Below are 16,229 nucleotides of genomic sequence, written 5' to 3'. Positions count from 1 at the left end.
CGGCGTCCTGGCCGAAGTGAGGGGCAGAACGCGCAGCACCGATCCCGGCGATGTTCAGTGATAGCATCGGAACCGGCTTTGCGGTCAAGCGCCGCCGGCTAAGGGCCGGCGGCGGAGGTCACACTGCGCCGTAGCTGCGCCAAAGGACATAGAGGCTGACGGAAAAGATGATCGCGCGGAAAATCTTGGTCAGCGTATCGCGCTGGGTTGCAAGCCGGGTGGAAACGATGGTGCCGATCACGCCGCCAAGAATGCCGCCGGCAACGAAGTAGCCGGCGATGCGCCAGTCCACGAGCCCGGACGCGGCATAGTTGATCGCGGTCGTCAGGCCGAAAGTGCCGACGGCGAGCAGCGACGTGCCGACCGCGTTGATCAGCGGCATGCCGGTTGCAAGCAGCAGCCCGGGAACGATGAGGAAGCCGCCGCCGATGCCGAAAAAGCCGGAACAAGCTCCGGTCAGAAGTGCGGTCAGGCCGGTCTTGCCGTGCGTCCCGATCGAAAGCGACTGCGGTGTTGCCGCCGTGTCGCATTTGACCTTCCGCATGGCGAAGCTGACGAACATCATCACCAGGCCGAAAAGGAACAGCAATCGCTGGCCGTCGATCAGCTTGCCGAGGCTGGAGCCGAAAAACGCCCCGAGCGAACCAGCGACCGTGAAGATCAGCGCGCAGCGCCACCAGAGATGGCCGCGAAGCGCATGGCTGATGAGGTTGAGATAGGCGTTGGCGGATACCGCAAGCGCGCCGGTTCCGAGCGCCGTGTGCACGTCGCGGATGCCGACGACATAGATCAGGAGCGGTGTCGCCAGGATCGAGCCGCCGCCGCCGATCAGGCCGAGCGTGAAACCGGTGAGAGAACCGGAGCCGATCGCAAGCAACATCTGCTGGAGGGGATCCACCACGATGCCGCTACCCCCAGACCGAGCCGGGGAGCGCGTCGAGCGGGATCTTCAGATAGCGCCGGCCGTTGTCTTCCGGCGCCGGCAGCTCGCCGCCGCGCACGTTCACCTGCAGCGCGTGCAGGATGAGCTTCGGCATCGGCAGAGTGCGGTCGCGTGCCTCGCGCAGGCCGACGAAATCGGCCTCGGTCCTGCCGGCCACATGCGGGTTCGTGGATTTCTGCTCGGCGACCGTGCTTTCCCAGCGCGCCTCACGGCCGCCGGGGCAATAGTCGTGACCGGTGAAGAGCCGGGTTTCATCGGGCAGCGCCAGAATGGCCTGGATCGAGCGCCAGAGATCGGCAGCGCTTCCGCCCGGAAAATCGGCGCGGGCCGAGCCGCTGTCGGGCATGAACAGCGTGTCATGGATGAAGGCGGCATCGCCGATCACGTAGGAGATCGAGGCGAGCGTATGGCCCGGCGAATGCATCACGCGGGCCTTGAGTTCGCCGATCTGGAACGTCTCGCCGTCAGCAAACAGCCGGTCCCATTGCGAACCGTCGCAGGCGAAGTCCGGCCAGTTGTAGATCGCCTTCCAGATCCGCTGCACGCCCTTCACGTACTCGCCGATACCAGTCGGCGCGCCGGTCTTCGCCTTGAGGAAGCGCGCCGCCGAGAAATGGTCGGCGTGCGGGTGGGTGTCGAGGATCCATTCGACGGAGAGGTTCTTGGCGGCGATATGGTCGAGGATCGCGTCGGCGTTGCGCGTGGCGGTCGAGCCGGACTTCTCATCGAAGTCCAGCACCGGATCGATGATCGCGCATTTGCCCGTTGCCGGGTCGGCGACGACATATTGGATGCTGCCGGTGCGGGGATCGTAAAAGCCGGTCACATCGGGCTTATGCATAGGCGAGGGCCTCTTCAGCCGCGGCGCAGGGGAAGAAGATCGCGCGGGCGGGGTCAAAATCGTAGTCGGCTTCGAAGCTCGGCGCGTCGGCGGCCAGCTGCATGACGCAATCGAGGATGTATTTCACCTTGTCTTCCGAAAGCAGCACGCTGAAGTTCAGCCGGGTGAAGCCCGGCTTCTCGATTTCCTCGCCGGCAAGGATCGCCTGGCGGATCTGTTCGGAGTGCTCGGCATCGATCGACAGCAGCCGGTGAACGTAAGGTCCGGCGCAGGCACAGCCGCCGCGCGCCTGGATGCCGAAGCGGTCGCTCAGCATGCGGGTGACGAGCTGCTGGTGGACATAACCGCCCCTGCCGTTCTTGATGCGGAACGAAAAGATCGGCAGACGGTCCGGTTCCTGCAGGCCGAGCAGCTCCAGTTGCGGAATGGCCTTCCAGGCGGCAAACGCCTGCTCCGCCAGTTCGCGGTTGCGCCGCTCCATGTTCTCAAGGCCGATGGCGTGTTTGACGATAAAGGCGAGCGCCGCACGGATGTCGCCGACGACGTTCGGCGTTCCGGCCTCTTCGCGGGCTTCGATGTTGGCGCTGTAGTCGTGCGTATCCGGCGAAACGAACTTCACCGTGCCGCCGCCCGGCCAGGTCGGCTTGTCGGTGGTGACGCTGTCGCGGCGAACGATGAGGATGCCGGAAGCGCCCGGCCCGCCGATGAACTTGTGCGGCGAGACGACGATGGCATCGATTTCGGCACCGGACGCAGGGGACATGGCAATCGGAACATAGGGGCCGGCGCCCGCATAGTCCCAGATCATCTTCGCGCCGGCGGCCTTGACCATGCGGGTGATCGCGGCCACGTCGCTGGTGATGCCGGTGATGTTTGAGCCGGCCGAAAGCGTACAGACCGTCAGCTCGGGCGAACCGGCATTCAGCGCTTCGCGAAGTTCCGTGAGGTCCGGTCCACCCGCCGGGCACTCGGCGATTTCGACGATCTCAGCGCCGCTTTCGCGCCAGGGCAGGATGTTGGAGTGGTGCTCGTAGGGGCCGATGATGACGCGGACGGTCTTGCCGGCAGCAACCGCGTCGGAAACGCCGACGAGCTTGAGCAGACGGTTGATGCCGGAGGTCGCACCGGAGCCGGTGAAGATCACGGCATGGTCGGCCGTGGCGCCACAGAACTCACCGATCAGCGCCCGCGCTTCCCGGCGCATCCGGGTCATGAAGCCCCCGCAATAGGAGGCTTCCGTGTGGCTGTTGGCGTAGTAGGGCAGGACCTCCTCGAGCACGAAATCCTCGATCACCCGCAACGCGCGCCCGGAGGCGACATAGTCGGCATAAACGAGCGCCTTCGTGCCATAGGGGCCGGCGATCCGGGCCTTCGCTCCGACCAGATCGTCGCGAAGATCGGCGATAAGACCCGGCCGGTTGAGGGATTGGCGGAACCGGGCGAGTGGCGAGAGCGCCTCGCAGGGCTGGTGGACGGCGGGCACGATCATCGCGCTTACTCCTCGGAGCGGACATTGACAGCAATTGTAATCCCGTCCAGGGTCGAAAACTTCACCTATCTTCTGCGGTTTCGTCTAGGAATTGTGTCAAATGATCGAATCTTCGTTCAAAATCGATGCGTTCGATCTGAACATTCTTACCGCATTGCAAAAAGATTCGTCGCTGTCGCAGCGGGATCTGGCCGAAAAGGTCGGCTTGTCGCAAAACGCCTGCTGGCGCCGCCTGCAGCGCCTGCAGGCGATCGGCGTGATCCGGGGCTCGCACGCGGACATCGATCTTGACGTTTTGGGGCTGGATCTGACCGTGTTCGTGATGATCCGCACGCGCCATCATTCCAAGGAATGGAGCGACGGTTTCCGCCAGCATGTCGAGCGACTGCCGGAGGTGATCGATTTCTATCGCATCGGCGGGGATTGGGATTATCTGATCAAGGTGGTGACCCGCGGCATGCGCGGTTATGACGGCTTCTACCAGAAGCTCATCACCAATTTCGACCTCGCCACGGTCACCGGCTTTTTCTCGATGGAGGCGATCATCAACAGTCGCCCCGTGGATTTGAGCCGGTTGAAGTGAGGCGCCGGGTTCCGGCGCCTCATCCTATGCTTACATCACACCGAAGCGCTCGAACGCCTCGACGGTGCTCATGCCGGCCTCGATGGCGAGCCGCACCTTGTTTTCGGTTTCGGCCTTTTCCAGCGCCAAGGCGATCGCCTCGCGCTCCGCCTCTTTCGGGATGACGAGCACGCCGTCGCGGTCGCCGAAAAGGATGTCGCCCGGCCGAATGCGGATGCCGCCGATCTCGATCGGGATATGGTAGTCGACGACCTTGCCGCGCGGCCCCTGGTCCTGGGCATAGGAGCCGTAGCAGAAGGTGGGGAAATCGAGCGCGAGAATGCCGGCGCTGTCGCGGCAATAGCCGTCGCAGATTGCGCCGGCCGCTTTCAGTTTCATGGCCCGCGTCGACATCAGTTCGCCCCAGACGGCGTATCGCGGCGACGAGCCGGAGCAGACATAGATCTCGTTTTCCTTCAGGCTGTCGAGCGCATGGAACATCAGACCAAAGGGCTTGGCGCTGAACTCCGAATGACCGCCGGCCTCCGCCGTCGCGAAGAAATCCGCTTCAAGCACCGGCATCGCGCGGCCGACAGCAACCATGTCGTCGCGCAGCGCCTTGATCTGTGGCGGCAAGAACTGGTGCTGCAAGCCCATCGTGTCGAGAATGTCGCCAACCACGGCCGTGAACAGCCGGCTGCGCATGGCGGCAAAGAGTTGGGTATCGTCTTCAAAATGTTTCATGTCTTCCCTCAAGCCTTATGCGCCATGGCGGTCGCGATGCCCTGCATGACGCCTCTGATTTCCGCGAGACCCTTCAAGCGCCCGATCAGCGAATAGCCGGGATTGATGCGCTCCTTGCCGATGTCGTCGGCGAGCAGATGCCCGTGGTCGGGCCGAAGCGGGATCTGCCAGTCGGTGCGCCCCTCGCGGACGCGGCGCTCCTGCTCCTCCATCAGCGCGAGGATCACCGCCGGCATGTCGCTCGATCCGCCAAGATGGTCGGCCTCGTAGAACGAGCCGTCCTCTTCGCGCTGGACGTTGCGCAGATGGGCGAAATGGATGCGCGGACCGAATTCGCGCACCATGGCCGGCAGGTCGTTATCGGCGCGCGTGCCGTAGGAGCCGGTGCAGAAGGTGATGCCGTTGGCCGGACTGTCGACGGCTGAGAGAATGCGTCTGACGTCGGCCGGCGTGGAGACGATGCGCGGCAGACCGTAGAGGGAAAAGGCGGGATCGTCTGGATGAATGCAGAGACGGATACCGACTTCCTCTGCAACCGGCACGATCTCCTTGAGGAAGCGCGCCAGGTTGTCATGCAGCACGTCGGCGGTGACGCCGTCATATTCCGCAAGGGCAGCGAGGAAGCTTGCCCGGTTGAACTGGCGCTCGGTTGCCGGAAGGCCGGCGATCAGGTTGCGTTCGATCCGGTCGACTTTCGCCTGGTCCATCAGATCGAAGCGCTGGCGGGCGACGAAGATCTGCCGCTCGGAATAGCTGTCCTCGACGCGCGGACGCTTCAGCACGAAGAGATCGTAGGCGGCGAAGTCGACGGCGTCGAAGCGGAGTGCGTAGCCGCCGTTCGGCAAGGGCTGCACCAGCTCCGTGCGCGTCCAGTCGACCACCGGCATGAAATTGTAGCAGACGATGTCGATGCCCGTCCGCGCCAGGGCGCGAAGCGTGTCCTTGTACCAGCCGATGTAGCGGGCACTGTCCGATGTCGCGAGCTTGATCGAGTTGTGCACCGGAATGCTCTCGACGACGCTCCAGCGCATGCCGGCCGCCTCGATCAGCGCCTTCTGCTTCAGGATCGCCTCATCGGACCAGGGCGAGCCGTCGTAGATGTGGTGCAGCGCCGAGACGATCCCCGTGGCGCCCGCCTGCCGGATGTGGCTGAGCGGCACCGGATCGTTTGGCCCATACCAGCGAAAGCACTCTTCCATCATTCTCATGCAGAACTCCTACCCGCTTCCGTGGCTATTGTTGGACCACGTTCGGTAATAATGTCCCATTGGTCCAACAATTCAAGCCTGGAATCGGTGAATTTGCGCGAAAATCGTTGATTCAGATGAGGCCGTCAAATTTTCTCTTGACGGAAACTGCGATCTGGACCAACAAATAAAGCATCGTAGGGAGGAGAGCCGGTGAGCAGTTCGGTACGGGAAGATGCACTGTCAGGCGTGGAAGCCGTCGAGCCGGGCAAGACCTCGGCCGTCGATCGCCTCGTCGAGCAGATCCGCGACATGATCTCCGAGCGTGGCCTTGGTGTCGGCGACGCGTTGCCGACCGAGCGTGATCTCGGCGAGCAGTTCCAAGCGGGCCGCAACACCGTGCGCGAGGCGCTGCAGGTTCTGCGCGCCTATGGCATGGTCGAGACCCGCCCGAAGGTGGGTGCCGTCATCAGTGGCGGCCATGGCGAGGCGATCCGCCGGCTCTTTGCCTTCCATAACGGTATCTCGCCGGACTCGTTTCATGATCTGCAGGGCTTTCGACGCATCATCGAAACCGGTGTCGGCGAACACATCATCCTGACGGCCAGCGACGCTGATTTCGACCGGCTGGATGCGATCAATGCCCGCATTCTGGAGGCCGAGAGCGTCGAGGCGGCCGCGCAGTGCGACTACGAGTTCCACTCGGCGATCGTCGAACTCTCGGGCAACCGCACGACGCTTGCCGCCTATCACATGCTGCGTTCGGTGATCGAGGAGGTCATGCGTCTCGGTAAGGCTGAGCGCCCGGTGCATGCGGCGACCTTCGAGGCGCATTCCGAGATCATCCGGGCGCTGCGGGCGCGCGACCGTATCGCCTATGTCTACCTGATGAGCCGTCATCTGGAGTTCGGCATTCGCTTCGTCGATGCCGCGCCGGGCGGCCTGCAGCCACGATAAGCATTTTGGAGATTGGGTCCGGACCGCGCTTTAGGCGGTGCGGGCAGCCATTTGCCGGATTTTCGCCCGTTGGTCCGGCGGCACGAACAGGGCACTTGGGAGGAGAACCAATATGAGCAATATGAAACGTCTGGCGCTTGCCGCACTGCTTGCAACCGTCAGCTTTGCACCGGGCGCGGCGTTCGCGGGCGGCAAGGCGATCGCCGGCATCGTCTTTCAGCAGGACCAGTATTTCCGCGGCATCCAGATCGGCATGGAAAAGGCGGCGGAAGCCGCCGGCGACGAGCTGCTGGCCGGCAACAGCGACAGCAAGCTGGAGAAGGAAGCCCAGCTGATCGACACCTACATCGCCCGCGGCGTCAATTCGATCGTCGTCGCGCCGCTCTCGGCCGACGCCTCGGTGCCGGCCCTGAAGAAGGCGCGTGACGCCGGCATCACGGTCGTCACCTACGGCACGTCTGCCAATGGCGATGTCGCCCAGGCGACGGTGACGAGCTCGGACCGCGATATCGGCATCGGCACCGGCAAGGCCGCGACCGACTTCCTGAAGACGCTCGGCAATGGCGGCAAGGTCAAGATCGGCACGCTCGCCTTCAAGGCGCTACTGCCGGAACAATCGAACGCCCGCGTCGATGGCTTCCTGAGTGTCGTCAACGATCAGGTCGACATCGTCGCCCAGCAGGATGCCTGGCTTGCCGAGAAGGCGCTGGCCGTCGCCAGCGACATGCTGACGGCCAATCCCGATATCCAGGTGATCTATGCGGCCAACGAAGGCGGCACGATCGGTGCAGTCCAGGCGGTGAAGAAGGCCGGTCTTGAAGGCAAGGTCTTCGTTTTCGGCACCGACGGTTCCGAGCAGCTCGCCAACATGCTGCTCAATTCCGACAACGTGCTGCAGGCAACGACGGCGCAGCAGCCGCTCGAGGTCGGCAAGCAGGCGATCGAAGCGGCGCAGAACCTGCTCGACGGCAAGAAGATCGAGACCAAGGTCAACGTGCCGGTGCTGCCTCTGACCCGCGCCGACACGCAAGCCGTCGCCGCCTACAAGGAAGGCCTCAAGGCCCTGAAGTGATCGGGTTCTGACGTCAGCCGAGCGGCGGGACATCGCGCCCGCCACTCCCTCGTCTTGCACAGCAGGAAATCCGCATGAGCTATCCGCAACCGAGTTCAGCCGCGTTGCAAGGGGTGCAGGGACGGCTGGACTTTCGGGCCGTGACCAAGCGTTACGGCCCGACTGTCGCCCTCTCTGAATTCACCCACAGCTTCGCTCCCGGCCAGGTTCATGCCCTGATGGGCAAGAACGGCTCGGGCAAATCGACGCTCGTCAAGCTGCTTGCCGGCGTCACCGAGCCGACATCGGGCACGATCAGCGTCAATGGCGAGGATCGCCATTTCACCTCGCCGCACGACGCCTTTGCCGCCGGCATCGTCACCGTGCACCAGGAGCTTTCGCTGGTGCCGGAGCTTTCTGTCGGCGAAAACATCTTTCTCGGCCGGCTGCCGCATCGGCGTCGGGCCGGCTTCAGCGTCGTCGACTGGGCGGGCCTGCACAAACGCGCCGGCGAATTGCTTGCCGACATGGGGCTCGCAATCGATTCCCGCCAGCCGGTTTCGGCGCTGAGCGTCGGCCAGCAGCAGGTGGTGGAGATCGTCAAGGCGATGTCCTTCAACCCGTCGATCCTGCTGCTCGACGAGCCGACCTCGGCGCTGGCGTCGCGCGAGGTCAAGCAGCTCTTCGCGTTGATCGAGCGGCTGCGCGCCCGCGGCGTGACGATGATCTACATCACCCACCGCATGAGCGAGCTTTTCGAGATTGCCGACACCTGTACGGTGATCCGCGACGGCCACTACATCGGCGCGGTCGAGATGAAGGCGACGACGCCGTCGGCGATCGTCGGCATGATGTTCGGCGATGCCGCCCGTGCGACGCGGCCGCCACGGCGCACACTCGATCGCACCAGGCCGGTGCTCGAAGTGCGCGACCTTAGCCGCTCCGGGCATTTTCAGAATGTCTCTTTCGATCTCTATCCCGGCGAAATCCTCGGTATTGCCGGCCTGCTCGGCGCCGGGCGCACCGAACTGATGCGGGCGATCTTCGGCGCCGATCGGATCGATGGCGGTAGGGTCACATTCGATGGTCGCGACATGACCGGCGCGAGCCCGCGCGACATGCGCAAGGCGGGGCTCGGCTACACGCCGGAAAATCGCAAAGAGGTCGGCCTCGTGCAGTCGCTTTCGACCGCCGACAATCTCTGCATGGCAAGCCTCGGCCCGATCTCCAACAAGGGCTTCATCTCGCGCCGGCGCGAGCAGCCGCATGTGCGCCGCCAGATCGCCGATCTGCACATCAAGTGCGGCGATCCGGAGCTGCCGGTGTCGTCGCTATCGGGCGGCAACCAGCAGAAGGTGGTGATCGGCAAGTGGCTGAACCGGCAGCCGTCGGTGATGTTCTTCGATGAACCGAGCCGCGGCGTCGACGTCCAGGCCAAGCGCCAGATCTTCGACATCATCTGGCAAAAGGCCGCCGACGGTCTCGCCAGCATCTTCGTTTCGACGGAGCTTGAGGAGGTGCTTGAGGTCGCCGACCGCATCCTCGTCATGCATCACGGCGCCGTCGTCGCCGAGGTGGATCCGACGAAAACCGACCTGACCGAACTTTACGGCCTGTGCATGGAAGGGGCCAAGCAATGACACTCGTAAGCCAGACCACGGAAGGCGGCGGGCAGAACACCCCGCTCAAATTCCTGAAAACCTACCCAATGGAGATCATTCTCGCCGCCTTGGTGATCTTCCTGATCTTCGTCGCACCGGGCTTTGCCTCCACCAGCAACGTCTTGAACGTGCTGCGCACGGTCTCGATGCTCGGCATCATCGCCTTCGGCATGACGGCCGTCATCATCAGCGGCGAGATCGACCTCTCGGTCGGCGCTGGTGCTGCACTTGCCGGCTGCATCGTCGCCTGGTTCGCCGACCGCTTCACCGATGTCTTCGGTGACTGGGGCGCGGTCACGGTGGGTTTTGCCGCGGCGTTGCTGCTCGGCTTCTCGCTCGGCTATCTCACCGGCCGCTTCCGGCAGTGGTTCAACGTGCCGACCTTCATCACCACGCTGGCGCTTTTTGCAGCGCTTCGCGGTGTTGCCAATCTGATCACCGGCGGCTTCCCGATGTCGTCTTTCCCGCTCGGCTTCGATTTCCTCGGCGGTGGTTACCTCTTCGGCATCCCGTTCCCGGTCTATATCTTCGCGCTGACCTTTGCGGCCATGCACTTCCTGATGAAGTACACGAGCTTCGGCCGCGAGGTTTATGCGGTCGGCGGCAACATGGAGGCGGCACGCCTTTCCGGCATCGACATCTGGAAGGTGAAGGCGCTGACGCTGGGCCTGACGGGGGCGCTCACCGCCGTCTCCGGCACGCTGATCGCCTCGCAGATCGGGGCCGGCACCGGGACGACGGCGACCGGCATGGAACTCGACGTGATTGCGGCCGTGATCATCGGCGGTACCTCGCTCTTCGGTGGCAAGGGCCGCATCTGGGGCACGCTGATCGGGGTGTTGTTCCTCGGCTGCATCTCCAACGGCATGACGCTGATGAATGTCAGCGAATATTGGCAATACGTCGTGCGCGGCGGGATCATCCTCGGCGCCGTGCTCCTGAACCAGGTTCTGGAACGGGTGCGCTGAGACCGGTGCGGGGTGTCCGCATCCCGCTCCCCCTTATGAGTAACGATCACGCTTATGATCTCGGGTCGACGCCGGCCCGGATCATCGCGATCCATCGCGGAGACAATCATGACTGAATTCAAGGGAAAAGTGGCACTGGTCACCGGCACGTCCGGCATCGGGCTTGCCTCGGCAATCCGGCTCGCCTCGTCAGGCGCGACTGTGCTTGCCTGCGGCAACGATGTCGCCACCAACGAGATCTTCGATCGCATCGCCAGAGAGCGCGACCTGCCGATGTCGACGCGGCTGACGGATGTCTCCGTGGAGACGGAAGTGGAAGCGGCCGTGCGCGAGGCGGTGCTGCGCCACGGCGGCCTCGACATCATCGTCAACGCTGCTGCCGTGCATCCCTATGGCACCGTTCTCGATACCAGCGCCGAGACCTTTGCCCGCTGCCTCGCGGTCAACGTCGGCTCGATCTACCTCACCGGACGCTTCGGCATTCCGGAGATGATGAAGCGCGGCGGCGGCGCGATCGTCAACATCTCCTCGGTGCAGGGCCATGCCTGCCAGCAGAACGTCGCGGCCTATGTCGCCTCCAAGGGCGCGATCCATGCGCTGACCCGCGCCATGGCGCTCGACCATGCGGCCGCAAGGGTGCGCGTCAACTCGGTCAGCCCCGGCTCGGTGCGCACGCCGCTGCTTGCGCTCGCGGCCCGCACCTATGGCGGCGAGGGCGTCAGCGAGGCGGAAGCTTTCGCCCGCTTCGGTGCCGCGCACCCGATCGGCCGCATTGGCGAGCCGGAGGAGGTGGCCGAACTGGTCGCCTATCTCGCCTCGGATCGCGCCGCCTTCGTCACCGGCTCGGACTTCCGCATCGACGGCGGCCTCACCGCCGGCATCGGCGTCAAATAATCGGATAGGAAAAGACAAGATGAAAATCGGCCTTGGGCTCTACCGGGAACAACTCACCCCGGATAACTTTCAGTTTGCCGTGCAGGCGGGCGCCACCCATGTCGTCGCGCATCTGACCAACTATTTCGCCGGCAAGGACCCGAAGATCGACAGTGGCGATCAGGGCGGCTGGGGTGATTGCTCCGGTGATCGGCTCTGGACTTATGAAGAGCTGTCGGCGCTGGTGAAGGATATCAGGGCCGGCGGCCTTGAGATTGCGGCGATCGAGAATTTCTCGCCGCGTTTCTGGCATGACGTGCTGCTCGACGGGCCTGAGAGGGCGTCGCAGATCGAGGGGCTGAAGCAGCTCATTCGCGACGCCGGGCGGGCGGGGATCCCTTGCATCGGCTACAATTTCTCGCTCGCCGGCGTCTATGGCTGGACCCGTGGACCCTATGCCCGCGGCGGTGCGGAATCTGTCGGCTTCGGCGTCGAAAACAGCATTGCGCCCAGTCCGGATGCACCGATCCCCGACGGCATGATCTGGAACATGCGCTATCGTCGCGGCGTCGCCGGCGCCGCTTCCGTTTCCGTCAGCTCGGCGGAACTCTGGGAGCGCCTCAGTCATTTCCTGAAGGAGGTCGTGCCGGTCGCCGAAGAGGCGGGTGTCGTTCTCGGCGCCCACCCGGATGATCCGCCGGCCGAGGAACTGCGTGGCACCGCGCGGCTCGTCAACCGTCCGGAGAAATATGATCGGCTGATGTCGATCGTCGACTCGCCCTCGAACGGGCTCGAACTCTGCCTCGGCTCGCTGCAGGAAATGCCGGGCGGCGACATCTACGAGCATGTCCGCCGCTTCGCCCGCTCCGGCCGCATCGGCTACATCCACTTCCGCAACGTGCGCGGAAAGATGCCGCGTTATGTCGAGACCTTCGTCGACGAGGGCGATATCGACATGGCCGAGATCATCCGCATCCTGCGCGACGAGAACTATCAGGGCGTGATGATTCCCGACCATACGCCGGCCATGACCTGCAGCGCCTCCTGGCATGCCGGCAAGGCTTTCGCGCTCGGCTACATGAAGGCGCTGGTGCAGAATGCCGAGGCGCTCGGCCCGTCGCGGTCGATCCCGACAAGCATCGCAGCGGAATAGGAGGCGGAGATGGCCCGTGAGCTTGTCTGCGTCGCGCCTGTCGGCGACCGCTGCGGAGAGGGCGCCGTCTGGTCGGCGGACGAGGCGGCGCTCTACTGGACCGACATCAACCGGTTTCTGATCCATCGCTATGACGAGGCAACGCGAGCGGTCCGGACGTGGCTGTTCGACGAGCCAGTGGTGGCGATCTCGCTGACCCGTGAAGACGGACGGCTGCTGGTCGCGCTCGGTTCGAAGCTCATCTGGTGGTGGCCCGAAACCGACCGACAGGAGGATCATGGCTTCGTCCTGCCCGGTTCGCCACGCGTTCGGCTGAATGACGGCCGCGCCGATCCCCTCGGAAATTTCTGGGTCGGCTCGATGAAGAACAACGTTCTTCCCGATGGCCAGCTTGGCGACGTTGCCCCGGGCGAGGGCATCCTCTACCGGATCGCAGCCGACGGGTCCGTCACCGAACGGCGGCACGGGCTCGGCATTTCCAACACGCTCTGCTGGAGCCCGGACCGGCGCACCTTCTATTTCGGCGATACGCTGGCAAACGAGGTCTATGCCTTCGACTATCATGCCGCGGACGGCTCGATATCCGGCGAACGACCTTTCTTCACCGGTTTCGACCGCGGCGCGCCCGACGGTTCGGCGATCGACAGCGAAGGCTTCCTCTGGAACTGCCGTTATGGCGGTGGCTGCATCGCCCGCATCGCGCCCGATGGGAGCCTTGCCGAGGCGATCGACATGCCGGTCACCAACATCACCACCTGCACCTTCGGCGGTGCCGACCTGAAGACGCTCTACATCACCACGGCCGGGGGAGGGCCAGCCGAGCGCCTTGCCGGCAGCCTCTATGCCATGCGCGTCGAGGTCCCGGGCATGCCGGAAAATCGGTATGGGGCGGCAACACGGTGAGCGCAGAGACAACACGGCGCGCGCTTGCCTGGGCGCATGGTTGCCTCTCGGTTCAGTCGCTCGGCGGCATGCTCGGCCCGGTGCTGTTCGTGCTGCCGGATGGGCGCCAGGTTAGCCCCTTGCATGTGGCGCCCTGGGGCAACGATCCCGAGCGGGAGTCGCTTCCGGAAATCCTGAGGGAGCTGCGCGGCGAGTGGCCATGCGTGCCTTTCGGCAGTGACGCGGACCGCACGCTGCCCGAGGGATGGTCGGCGACCGGCGAGAGCTTCGCTGGCGCCGGTGTGCCGCATGGCCATAGCTCCAATGTCCATTGGGAGTGGGGCGCCTGCGACGACCGCCAGATAACGCTGGAATGCCATTATCCGGAGAACCATCCGATCCGAATGTTGCGGCGGCGGATCGTGCCGGATCCCAATGCGGCGGCTGTCGACCTCACCTTGGAAATCGAGGCACGGCGTCCGTGCCGCCTGCCGATTGGTCTGCATCCGACGTTCCGGCTACCGAGCCGCCCCAGCTCGGTTGCCATCGAGCCGGGTGCTTATGACCAAGTCTGGAGCTTTCCCGGCGATGTCGAACCGGGCGCGGCTCTGTTTTCGCCCAACCGGCAGTGGTCGTCGCTCGGTAAGGTCGAGACGCGCGGCGATGCGAGCATCGAGGCATCGCAGGTGCCGCTCGTCGAAGAGACCGAGGACCTGCTGCAGCTCTCCGGTATCGATGGCAGCTTGGCGCTCCACTACCGCGACGAGGGTTTTCGCGCGCGGCTTGCCTGGCAGAAGGAACATTTTCCGAGCCTGCTGCTCTGGTTCAGCAACCGCGGACGCAAGGCCTATCCCTGGAACGGGCGACACGTGGCGCTCGGCGTCGAACCGGTCGCTTCTGCCTTCGATCTCGGACCGGCGGTCTCGACAGCCGACAATCCCATCGCGGTATCGGGCGTTGCAACGGCAATTGCCTTCGAACCCGGCCAGACATTCACCACCCGCTACCGGCTGTCCGTCGAAGCCGCTCCGATCGGCTGAACGGCGTTCGCCCGGACCAATACAACTGAAAGGCCAAGAGAATGAAATTGCTGCGTCTCATCGTCGGCGGCTCCGCCGTGCCCTGTATCCTCGACGCCGAGGGCAAGGCACGAAACGTGTCTTCGCTCGTTCGGGATTTCACGGCGGAGACCTTGCCTGATGTCTTGGCGGTGCTGTCCGGTGTCGATCTCGCGGCTCTGCCCGTGGTTCCGGTGGTCGATGCGGACATCCTGCCGCCGGTCGCAAGGCCCGGCACGATCTGGTGCGTCGGCCTCAACTACTCCGACCATGCGGAAGAAGCGGGACTACCGGTGCCGTCCGAACCGATCCTCTTCAACAAGGCGTCCGGCACCTTTTGCGGTCCGAACGCGCCGCTTCTCTACTCCGAAAACATGTCGAAGCTCGACTGGGAGGTCGAGCTCGGCATCGTCATCGGCAAGCGCGCACTCGGTATTTCTCGTGACGCGGCCATGGACCATGTCTTCGGCTATACGGTCGTCAACGATGTCTCCGAACGGGCCTGGCAGATGGAGCGCGGCGGGCAGTGGGTGAAGGGCAAGAGCTTCCCGAACTTCTGCCCGACGGGCCCCTGGCTCGTGACGAAGGACGAGGTGCCGGATCCGCAGACGCTGTCCATGTGGCTCGACGTCAACGGCGAGCGCATGCAGGCGGGCACGACCGCTCGCATGATCTTCGATGTCGCGACCATCGTCTCCTACATGAGCGAGTTCTGCGTGCTGGAGCCCGGCGATCTCATCTGCACCGGCACGCCGCCCGGCGTCGGCATGGGCAAGAAACCGCCGCGCTACCTGAAGCCCGGTGACGTAGTGGAACTTTGTATCGATGGCCTCGGCCGCCAGCGCCAGGTCGTTCAATCCCTCTAGACATGCGGAAGGATCTCACCATGAAGGAAAAGTCGGGACGATTGGCCGGGCGCGTTGCCGTGGTCACGGCGGCCGGCCAGGGCATCGGCCGCGCCGTCGCCAAACGGCTGATGGCCGACGGTGCCGAGGTCCACGCCAGCGACATCAATGTCGACCCGCTCGCCACCCTCGACGTTGCTGCGACGACCCGGCTCGATGCGACGGATCATGGGGCCGTCAGCGCCTACTTCGAAGCCTTCGAGCGGGTCGATATCCTCGTGCACGCGGTCGGCTACGTGCACCAGGGCACGATCGAAGAGTGCTCGCCCGCCGACTGGCGGCGCTCGGTGAACATCACGCTCGACAGCGCCTATAACGTCATCGCCGGCGCAATCCCCAACATGAAGGCCAATGGCGGCAGCATCATCACCATCGGATCGGTTGCCTCCTCGATCAAGGGTTTCCCGCGGCGTGCCGCCTATGGCGCCGCCAAGGGTGGCGTCATTGGTCTCACCAAGGCGGTGGCAGCTGACTACGTTTCTCAGGGCATTCGCTGCAATTCGGTCTGCCCCGGCACTGTCGCATCACCCTCCCTGGAAGAGCGCATCGGCGAACTTGGCGAAAAGCTTGGAAGCCGGGATGAGGCTTACCGGTCCTTCATCAGCCGCCAGCCGGCCGGCCGGTTCGGCACGGTCGAAGAAGTCGCCGCCATCTGCGCCTTCCTCGCCTCCGACGAGGCGGCCTTCATTACCGGCCAGGCAATCAACATAGACGGCGGCATCACGATCTGAGACGCCGCATTCTCGCAAGGCCGTAAACGCAAAACACCTCCGGATGCGCTCCGGAGGTGTTCGTTTTCGTAGGCCTGCTGGCGCCGGCATCTGATCGGTCGTCGCTTACGCCGATAGCGCCTTGAACTCGGCAAGGATGGCGTCGCCCATCTCCGTGGTACCGACCTTCTTCGCGCCCTCGGCCATGATGTCGCCGGTGCGGATGCCCTGGTCGAGCACGGTGG

Annotated in this window: 16 protein-coding genes and 1 pseudogene; 11 read left to right on the top strand and 6 right to left on the bottom strand. The window is 64.3% G+C overall.

Annotation, left to right across the window (positions count from 1 at the left end; all coding sequences use genetic code 11):
* Positions 1-118: 118 nt before the first annotated feature.
* The 3 genes from L981_RS08715 to L981_RS08705 are packed head-to-tail and all read right to left on the bottom strand — an operon-like array spanning position 119 to position 3,273.
* Entirely contained in the window at positions 119-880 is a 762-nt protein-coding gene (locus tag L981_RS08715) for a sulfite exporter TauE/SafE family protein (protein ID WP_043614020.1), read from the bottom strand.
* A gap of 28 nt (positions 881-908) precedes the next feature.
* Entirely contained in the window at positions 909-1,784 is an 876-nt protein-coding gene (locus tag L981_RS08710; RefSeq protein WP_043614017.1) for an MBL fold metallo-hydrolase, read from the bottom strand.
* A complete protein-coding gene (locus L981_RS08705) occupies positions 1,777-3,273 on the bottom strand; it encodes an aminotransferase class V-fold PLP-dependent enzyme (protein ID WP_082005946.1) in 1,497 nt (498 codons plus the stop codon). Before L981_RS08705 ends, L981_RS08710 begins: the two co-directional genes overlap by 8 nt.
* A gap of 100 nt (positions 3,274-3,373) precedes the next feature.
* Here L981_RS08705 and L981_RS08700 point away from each other — a divergent pair, with 100 nt between their 5' ends.
* Entirely contained in the window at positions 3,374-3,856 is a 483-nt protein-coding gene (locus L981_RS08700; protein WP_043614014.1) for an Lrp/AsnC family transcriptional regulator, read from the top strand.
* Positions 3,857-3,886: 30 nt separating this feature from the next.
* On the opposite strand, the gene L981_RS08695 is transcribed toward L981_RS08700, so the two are convergent.
* Together L981_RS08695 and uxuA are read right to left on the bottom strand one after the other, a co-directional pair.
* Entirely contained in the window at positions 3,887-4,579 is a 693-nt protein-coding gene (locus tag L981_RS08695; protein ID WP_043614012.1) for an RraA family protein, read from the bottom strand.
* Between the two features lie 8 nt (positions 4,580-4,587).
* Positions 4,588-5,778: a mannonate dehydratase gene (gene uxuA, locus L981_RS08690; protein WP_043614011.1), complete on the bottom strand. Its 1,191-nt coding sequence runs from the start codon at positions 5,776-5,778 to the stop codon at positions 4,588-4,590.
* Between the two features lie 201 nt (positions 5,779-5,979).
* Here uxuA and L981_RS08685 point away from each other — a divergent pair, with 201 nt between their 5' ends.
* The 10 genes from L981_RS08685 (at position 5,980) to L981_RS08640 (ending at position 16,005) form a co-directional block, all read left to right on the top strand.
* On the top strand, positions 5,980-6,723 hold the full coding sequence (locus L981_RS08685) for a FadR/GntR family transcriptional regulator (RefSeq protein WP_052201676.1): 744 nt from the start codon (positions 5,980-5,982) through the stop codon (positions 6,721-6,723).
* A gap of 112 nt (positions 6,724-6,835) precedes the next feature.
* Positions 6,836-7,795, top strand: a complete 960-nt coding sequence (locus L981_RS08680) for a substrate-binding domain-containing protein (RefSeq protein ID WP_052201675.1) — start codon at positions 6,836-6,838, stop codon at positions 7,793-7,795.
* A 74-nt stretch (positions 7,796-7,869) separates the two neighbouring features.
* Entirely contained in the window at positions 7,870-9,414 is a 1,545-nt protein-coding gene (locus L981_RS08675) for a sugar ABC transporter ATP-binding protein (RefSeq protein WP_082005945.1), read from the top strand.
* Positions 9,411-10,403, top strand: coding sequence for an ABC transporter permease (locus L981_RS08670; RefSeq protein ID WP_052201674.1), 993 nt, complete (start codon positions 9,411-9,413; stop codon positions 10,401-10,403). Before L981_RS08675 ends, L981_RS08670 begins: the two co-directional genes overlap by 4 nt.
* Before the next feature lie 108 nt (positions 10,404-10,511).
* Entirely contained in the window at positions 10,512-11,297 is a 786-nt protein-coding gene (locus tag L981_RS08665) for an SDR family NAD(P)-dependent oxidoreductase (protein WP_043614006.1), read from the top strand.
* Between the two features lie 19 nt (positions 11,298-11,316).
* Positions 11,317-12,429: a mannonate dehydratase gene (locus L981_RS08660; RefSeq protein WP_043614005.1), complete on the top strand. Its 1,113-nt coding sequence runs from the start codon at positions 11,317-11,319 to the stop codon at positions 12,427-12,429.
* A gap of 9 nt (positions 12,430-12,438) precedes the next feature.
* A complete protein-coding gene (locus L981_RS08655; protein ID WP_043614003.1) occupies positions 12,439-13,332 on the top strand; it encodes an SMP-30/gluconolactonase/LRE family protein in 894 nt (297 codons plus the stop codon).
* Positions 13,329-14,351, top strand: coding sequence for a hypothetical protein (locus L981_RS08650; RefSeq protein ID WP_043614001.1), 1,023 nt, complete (start codon positions 13,329-13,331; stop codon positions 14,349-14,351). Before L981_RS08655 ends, L981_RS08650 begins: the two co-directional genes overlap by 4 nt.
* A gap of 41 nt (positions 14,352-14,392) precedes the next feature.
* Positions 14,393-15,235 carry a fumarylacetoacetate hydrolase family protein gene (locus L981_RS08645; protein WP_043613999.1) on the top strand — a complete coding sequence of 281 codons (843 nt, stop codon included), beginning with the start codon at positions 14,393-14,395 and terminating at the stop codon, positions 15,233-15,235.
* A 20-nt stretch (positions 15,236-15,255) separates the two neighbouring features.
* Positions 15,256-16,005 (top strand): SDR family oxidoreductase, encoded by a 750-nt coding sequence (locus L981_RS08640; RefSeq protein WP_043613998.1) that lies wholly within the window; start codon positions 15,256-15,258, stop codon positions 16,003-16,005.
* A gap of 105 nt (positions 16,006-16,110) precedes the next feature.
* Here the strand turns inward: L981_RS08640 and L981_RS34425 are convergent.
* Positions 16,111-16,229: pseudogene (locus L981_RS34425) on the bottom strand (3-isopropylmalate dehydrogenase); the annotation flags it as partial.

It is taken from the genome of Ensifer sp. ZNC0028 (genome assembly GCF_000799055.1).
Taxonomy (GTDB): domain Bacteria; phylum Pseudomonadota; class Alphaproteobacteria; order Rhizobiales; family Rhizobiaceae; genus Ensifer.
The sequence above is the reverse complement of the archived record's forward strand: the minus strand, read 5'-3'. Positions and strand labels throughout refer to the sequence as shown.

Excerpts from the sequence above, each read along its gene's own strand:
- L981_RS08645 (WP_043613999.1), top strand. The coding sequence starts at position 14,393 with ATGAAATTGCTGCGTCTCATCGTCGGCGGCTCCGCCGTGCCCTGTATC.
- L981_RS08710 (WP_043614017.1), bottom strand. The coding sequence starts at position 1,784 with ATGCATAAGCCCGATGTGACCGGCTTTTACGATCCCCGCACCGGCAGC.
- L981_RS08660 (WP_043614005.1), top strand. The coding sequence starts at position 11,317 with ATGAAAATCGGCCTTGGGCTCTACCGGGAACAACTCACCCCGGATAAC.
- L981_RS08640 (WP_043613998.1), top strand. The coding sequence starts at position 15,256 with ATGAAGGAAAAGTCGGGACGATTGGCCGGGCGCGTTGCCGTGGTCACG.
- L981_RS08680 (WP_052201675.1), top strand. The coding sequence starts at position 6,836 with ATGAGCAATATGAAACGTCTGGCGCTTGCCGCACTGCTTGCAACCGTC.
- L981_RS08675 (WP_082005945.1), top strand. The coding sequence starts at position 7,870 with ATGAGCTATCCGCAACCGAGTTCAGCCGCGTTGCAAGGGGTGCAGGGA.
- L981_RS08665 (WP_043614006.1), top strand. The coding sequence starts at position 10,512 with ATGACTGAATTCAAGGGAAAAGTGGCACTGGTCACCGGCACGTCCGGC.
- L981_RS08655 (WP_043614003.1), top strand. The coding sequence starts at position 12,439 with ATGGCCCGTGAGCTTGTCTGCGTCGCGCCTGTCGGCGACCGCTGCGGA.
- L981_RS08705 (WP_082005946.1), bottom strand. The coding sequence starts at position 3,273 with ATGATCGTGCCCGCCGTCCACCAGCCCTGCGAGGCGCTCTCGCCACTC.
- L981_RS08670 (WP_052201674.1), top strand. The coding sequence starts at position 9,411 with ATGACACTCGTAAGCCAGACCACGGAAGGCGGCGGGCAGAACACCCCG.
- L981_RS08695 (WP_043614012.1), bottom strand. The coding sequence starts at position 4,579 with ATGAAACATTTTGAAGACGATACCCAACTCTTTGCCGCCATGCGCAGC.
- L981_RS08700 (WP_043614014.1), top strand. The coding sequence starts at position 3,374 with ATGATCGAATCTTCGTTCAAAATCGATGCGTTCGATCTGAACATTCTT.
- L981_RS08715 (WP_043614020.1), bottom strand. The coding sequence starts at position 880 with ATGTTGCTTGCGATCGGCTCCGGTTCTCTCACCGGTTTCACGCTCGGC.
- uxuA (WP_043614011.1), bottom strand. The coding sequence starts at position 5,778 with ATGGAAGAGTGCTTTCGCTGGTATGGGCCAAACGATCCGGTGCCGCTC.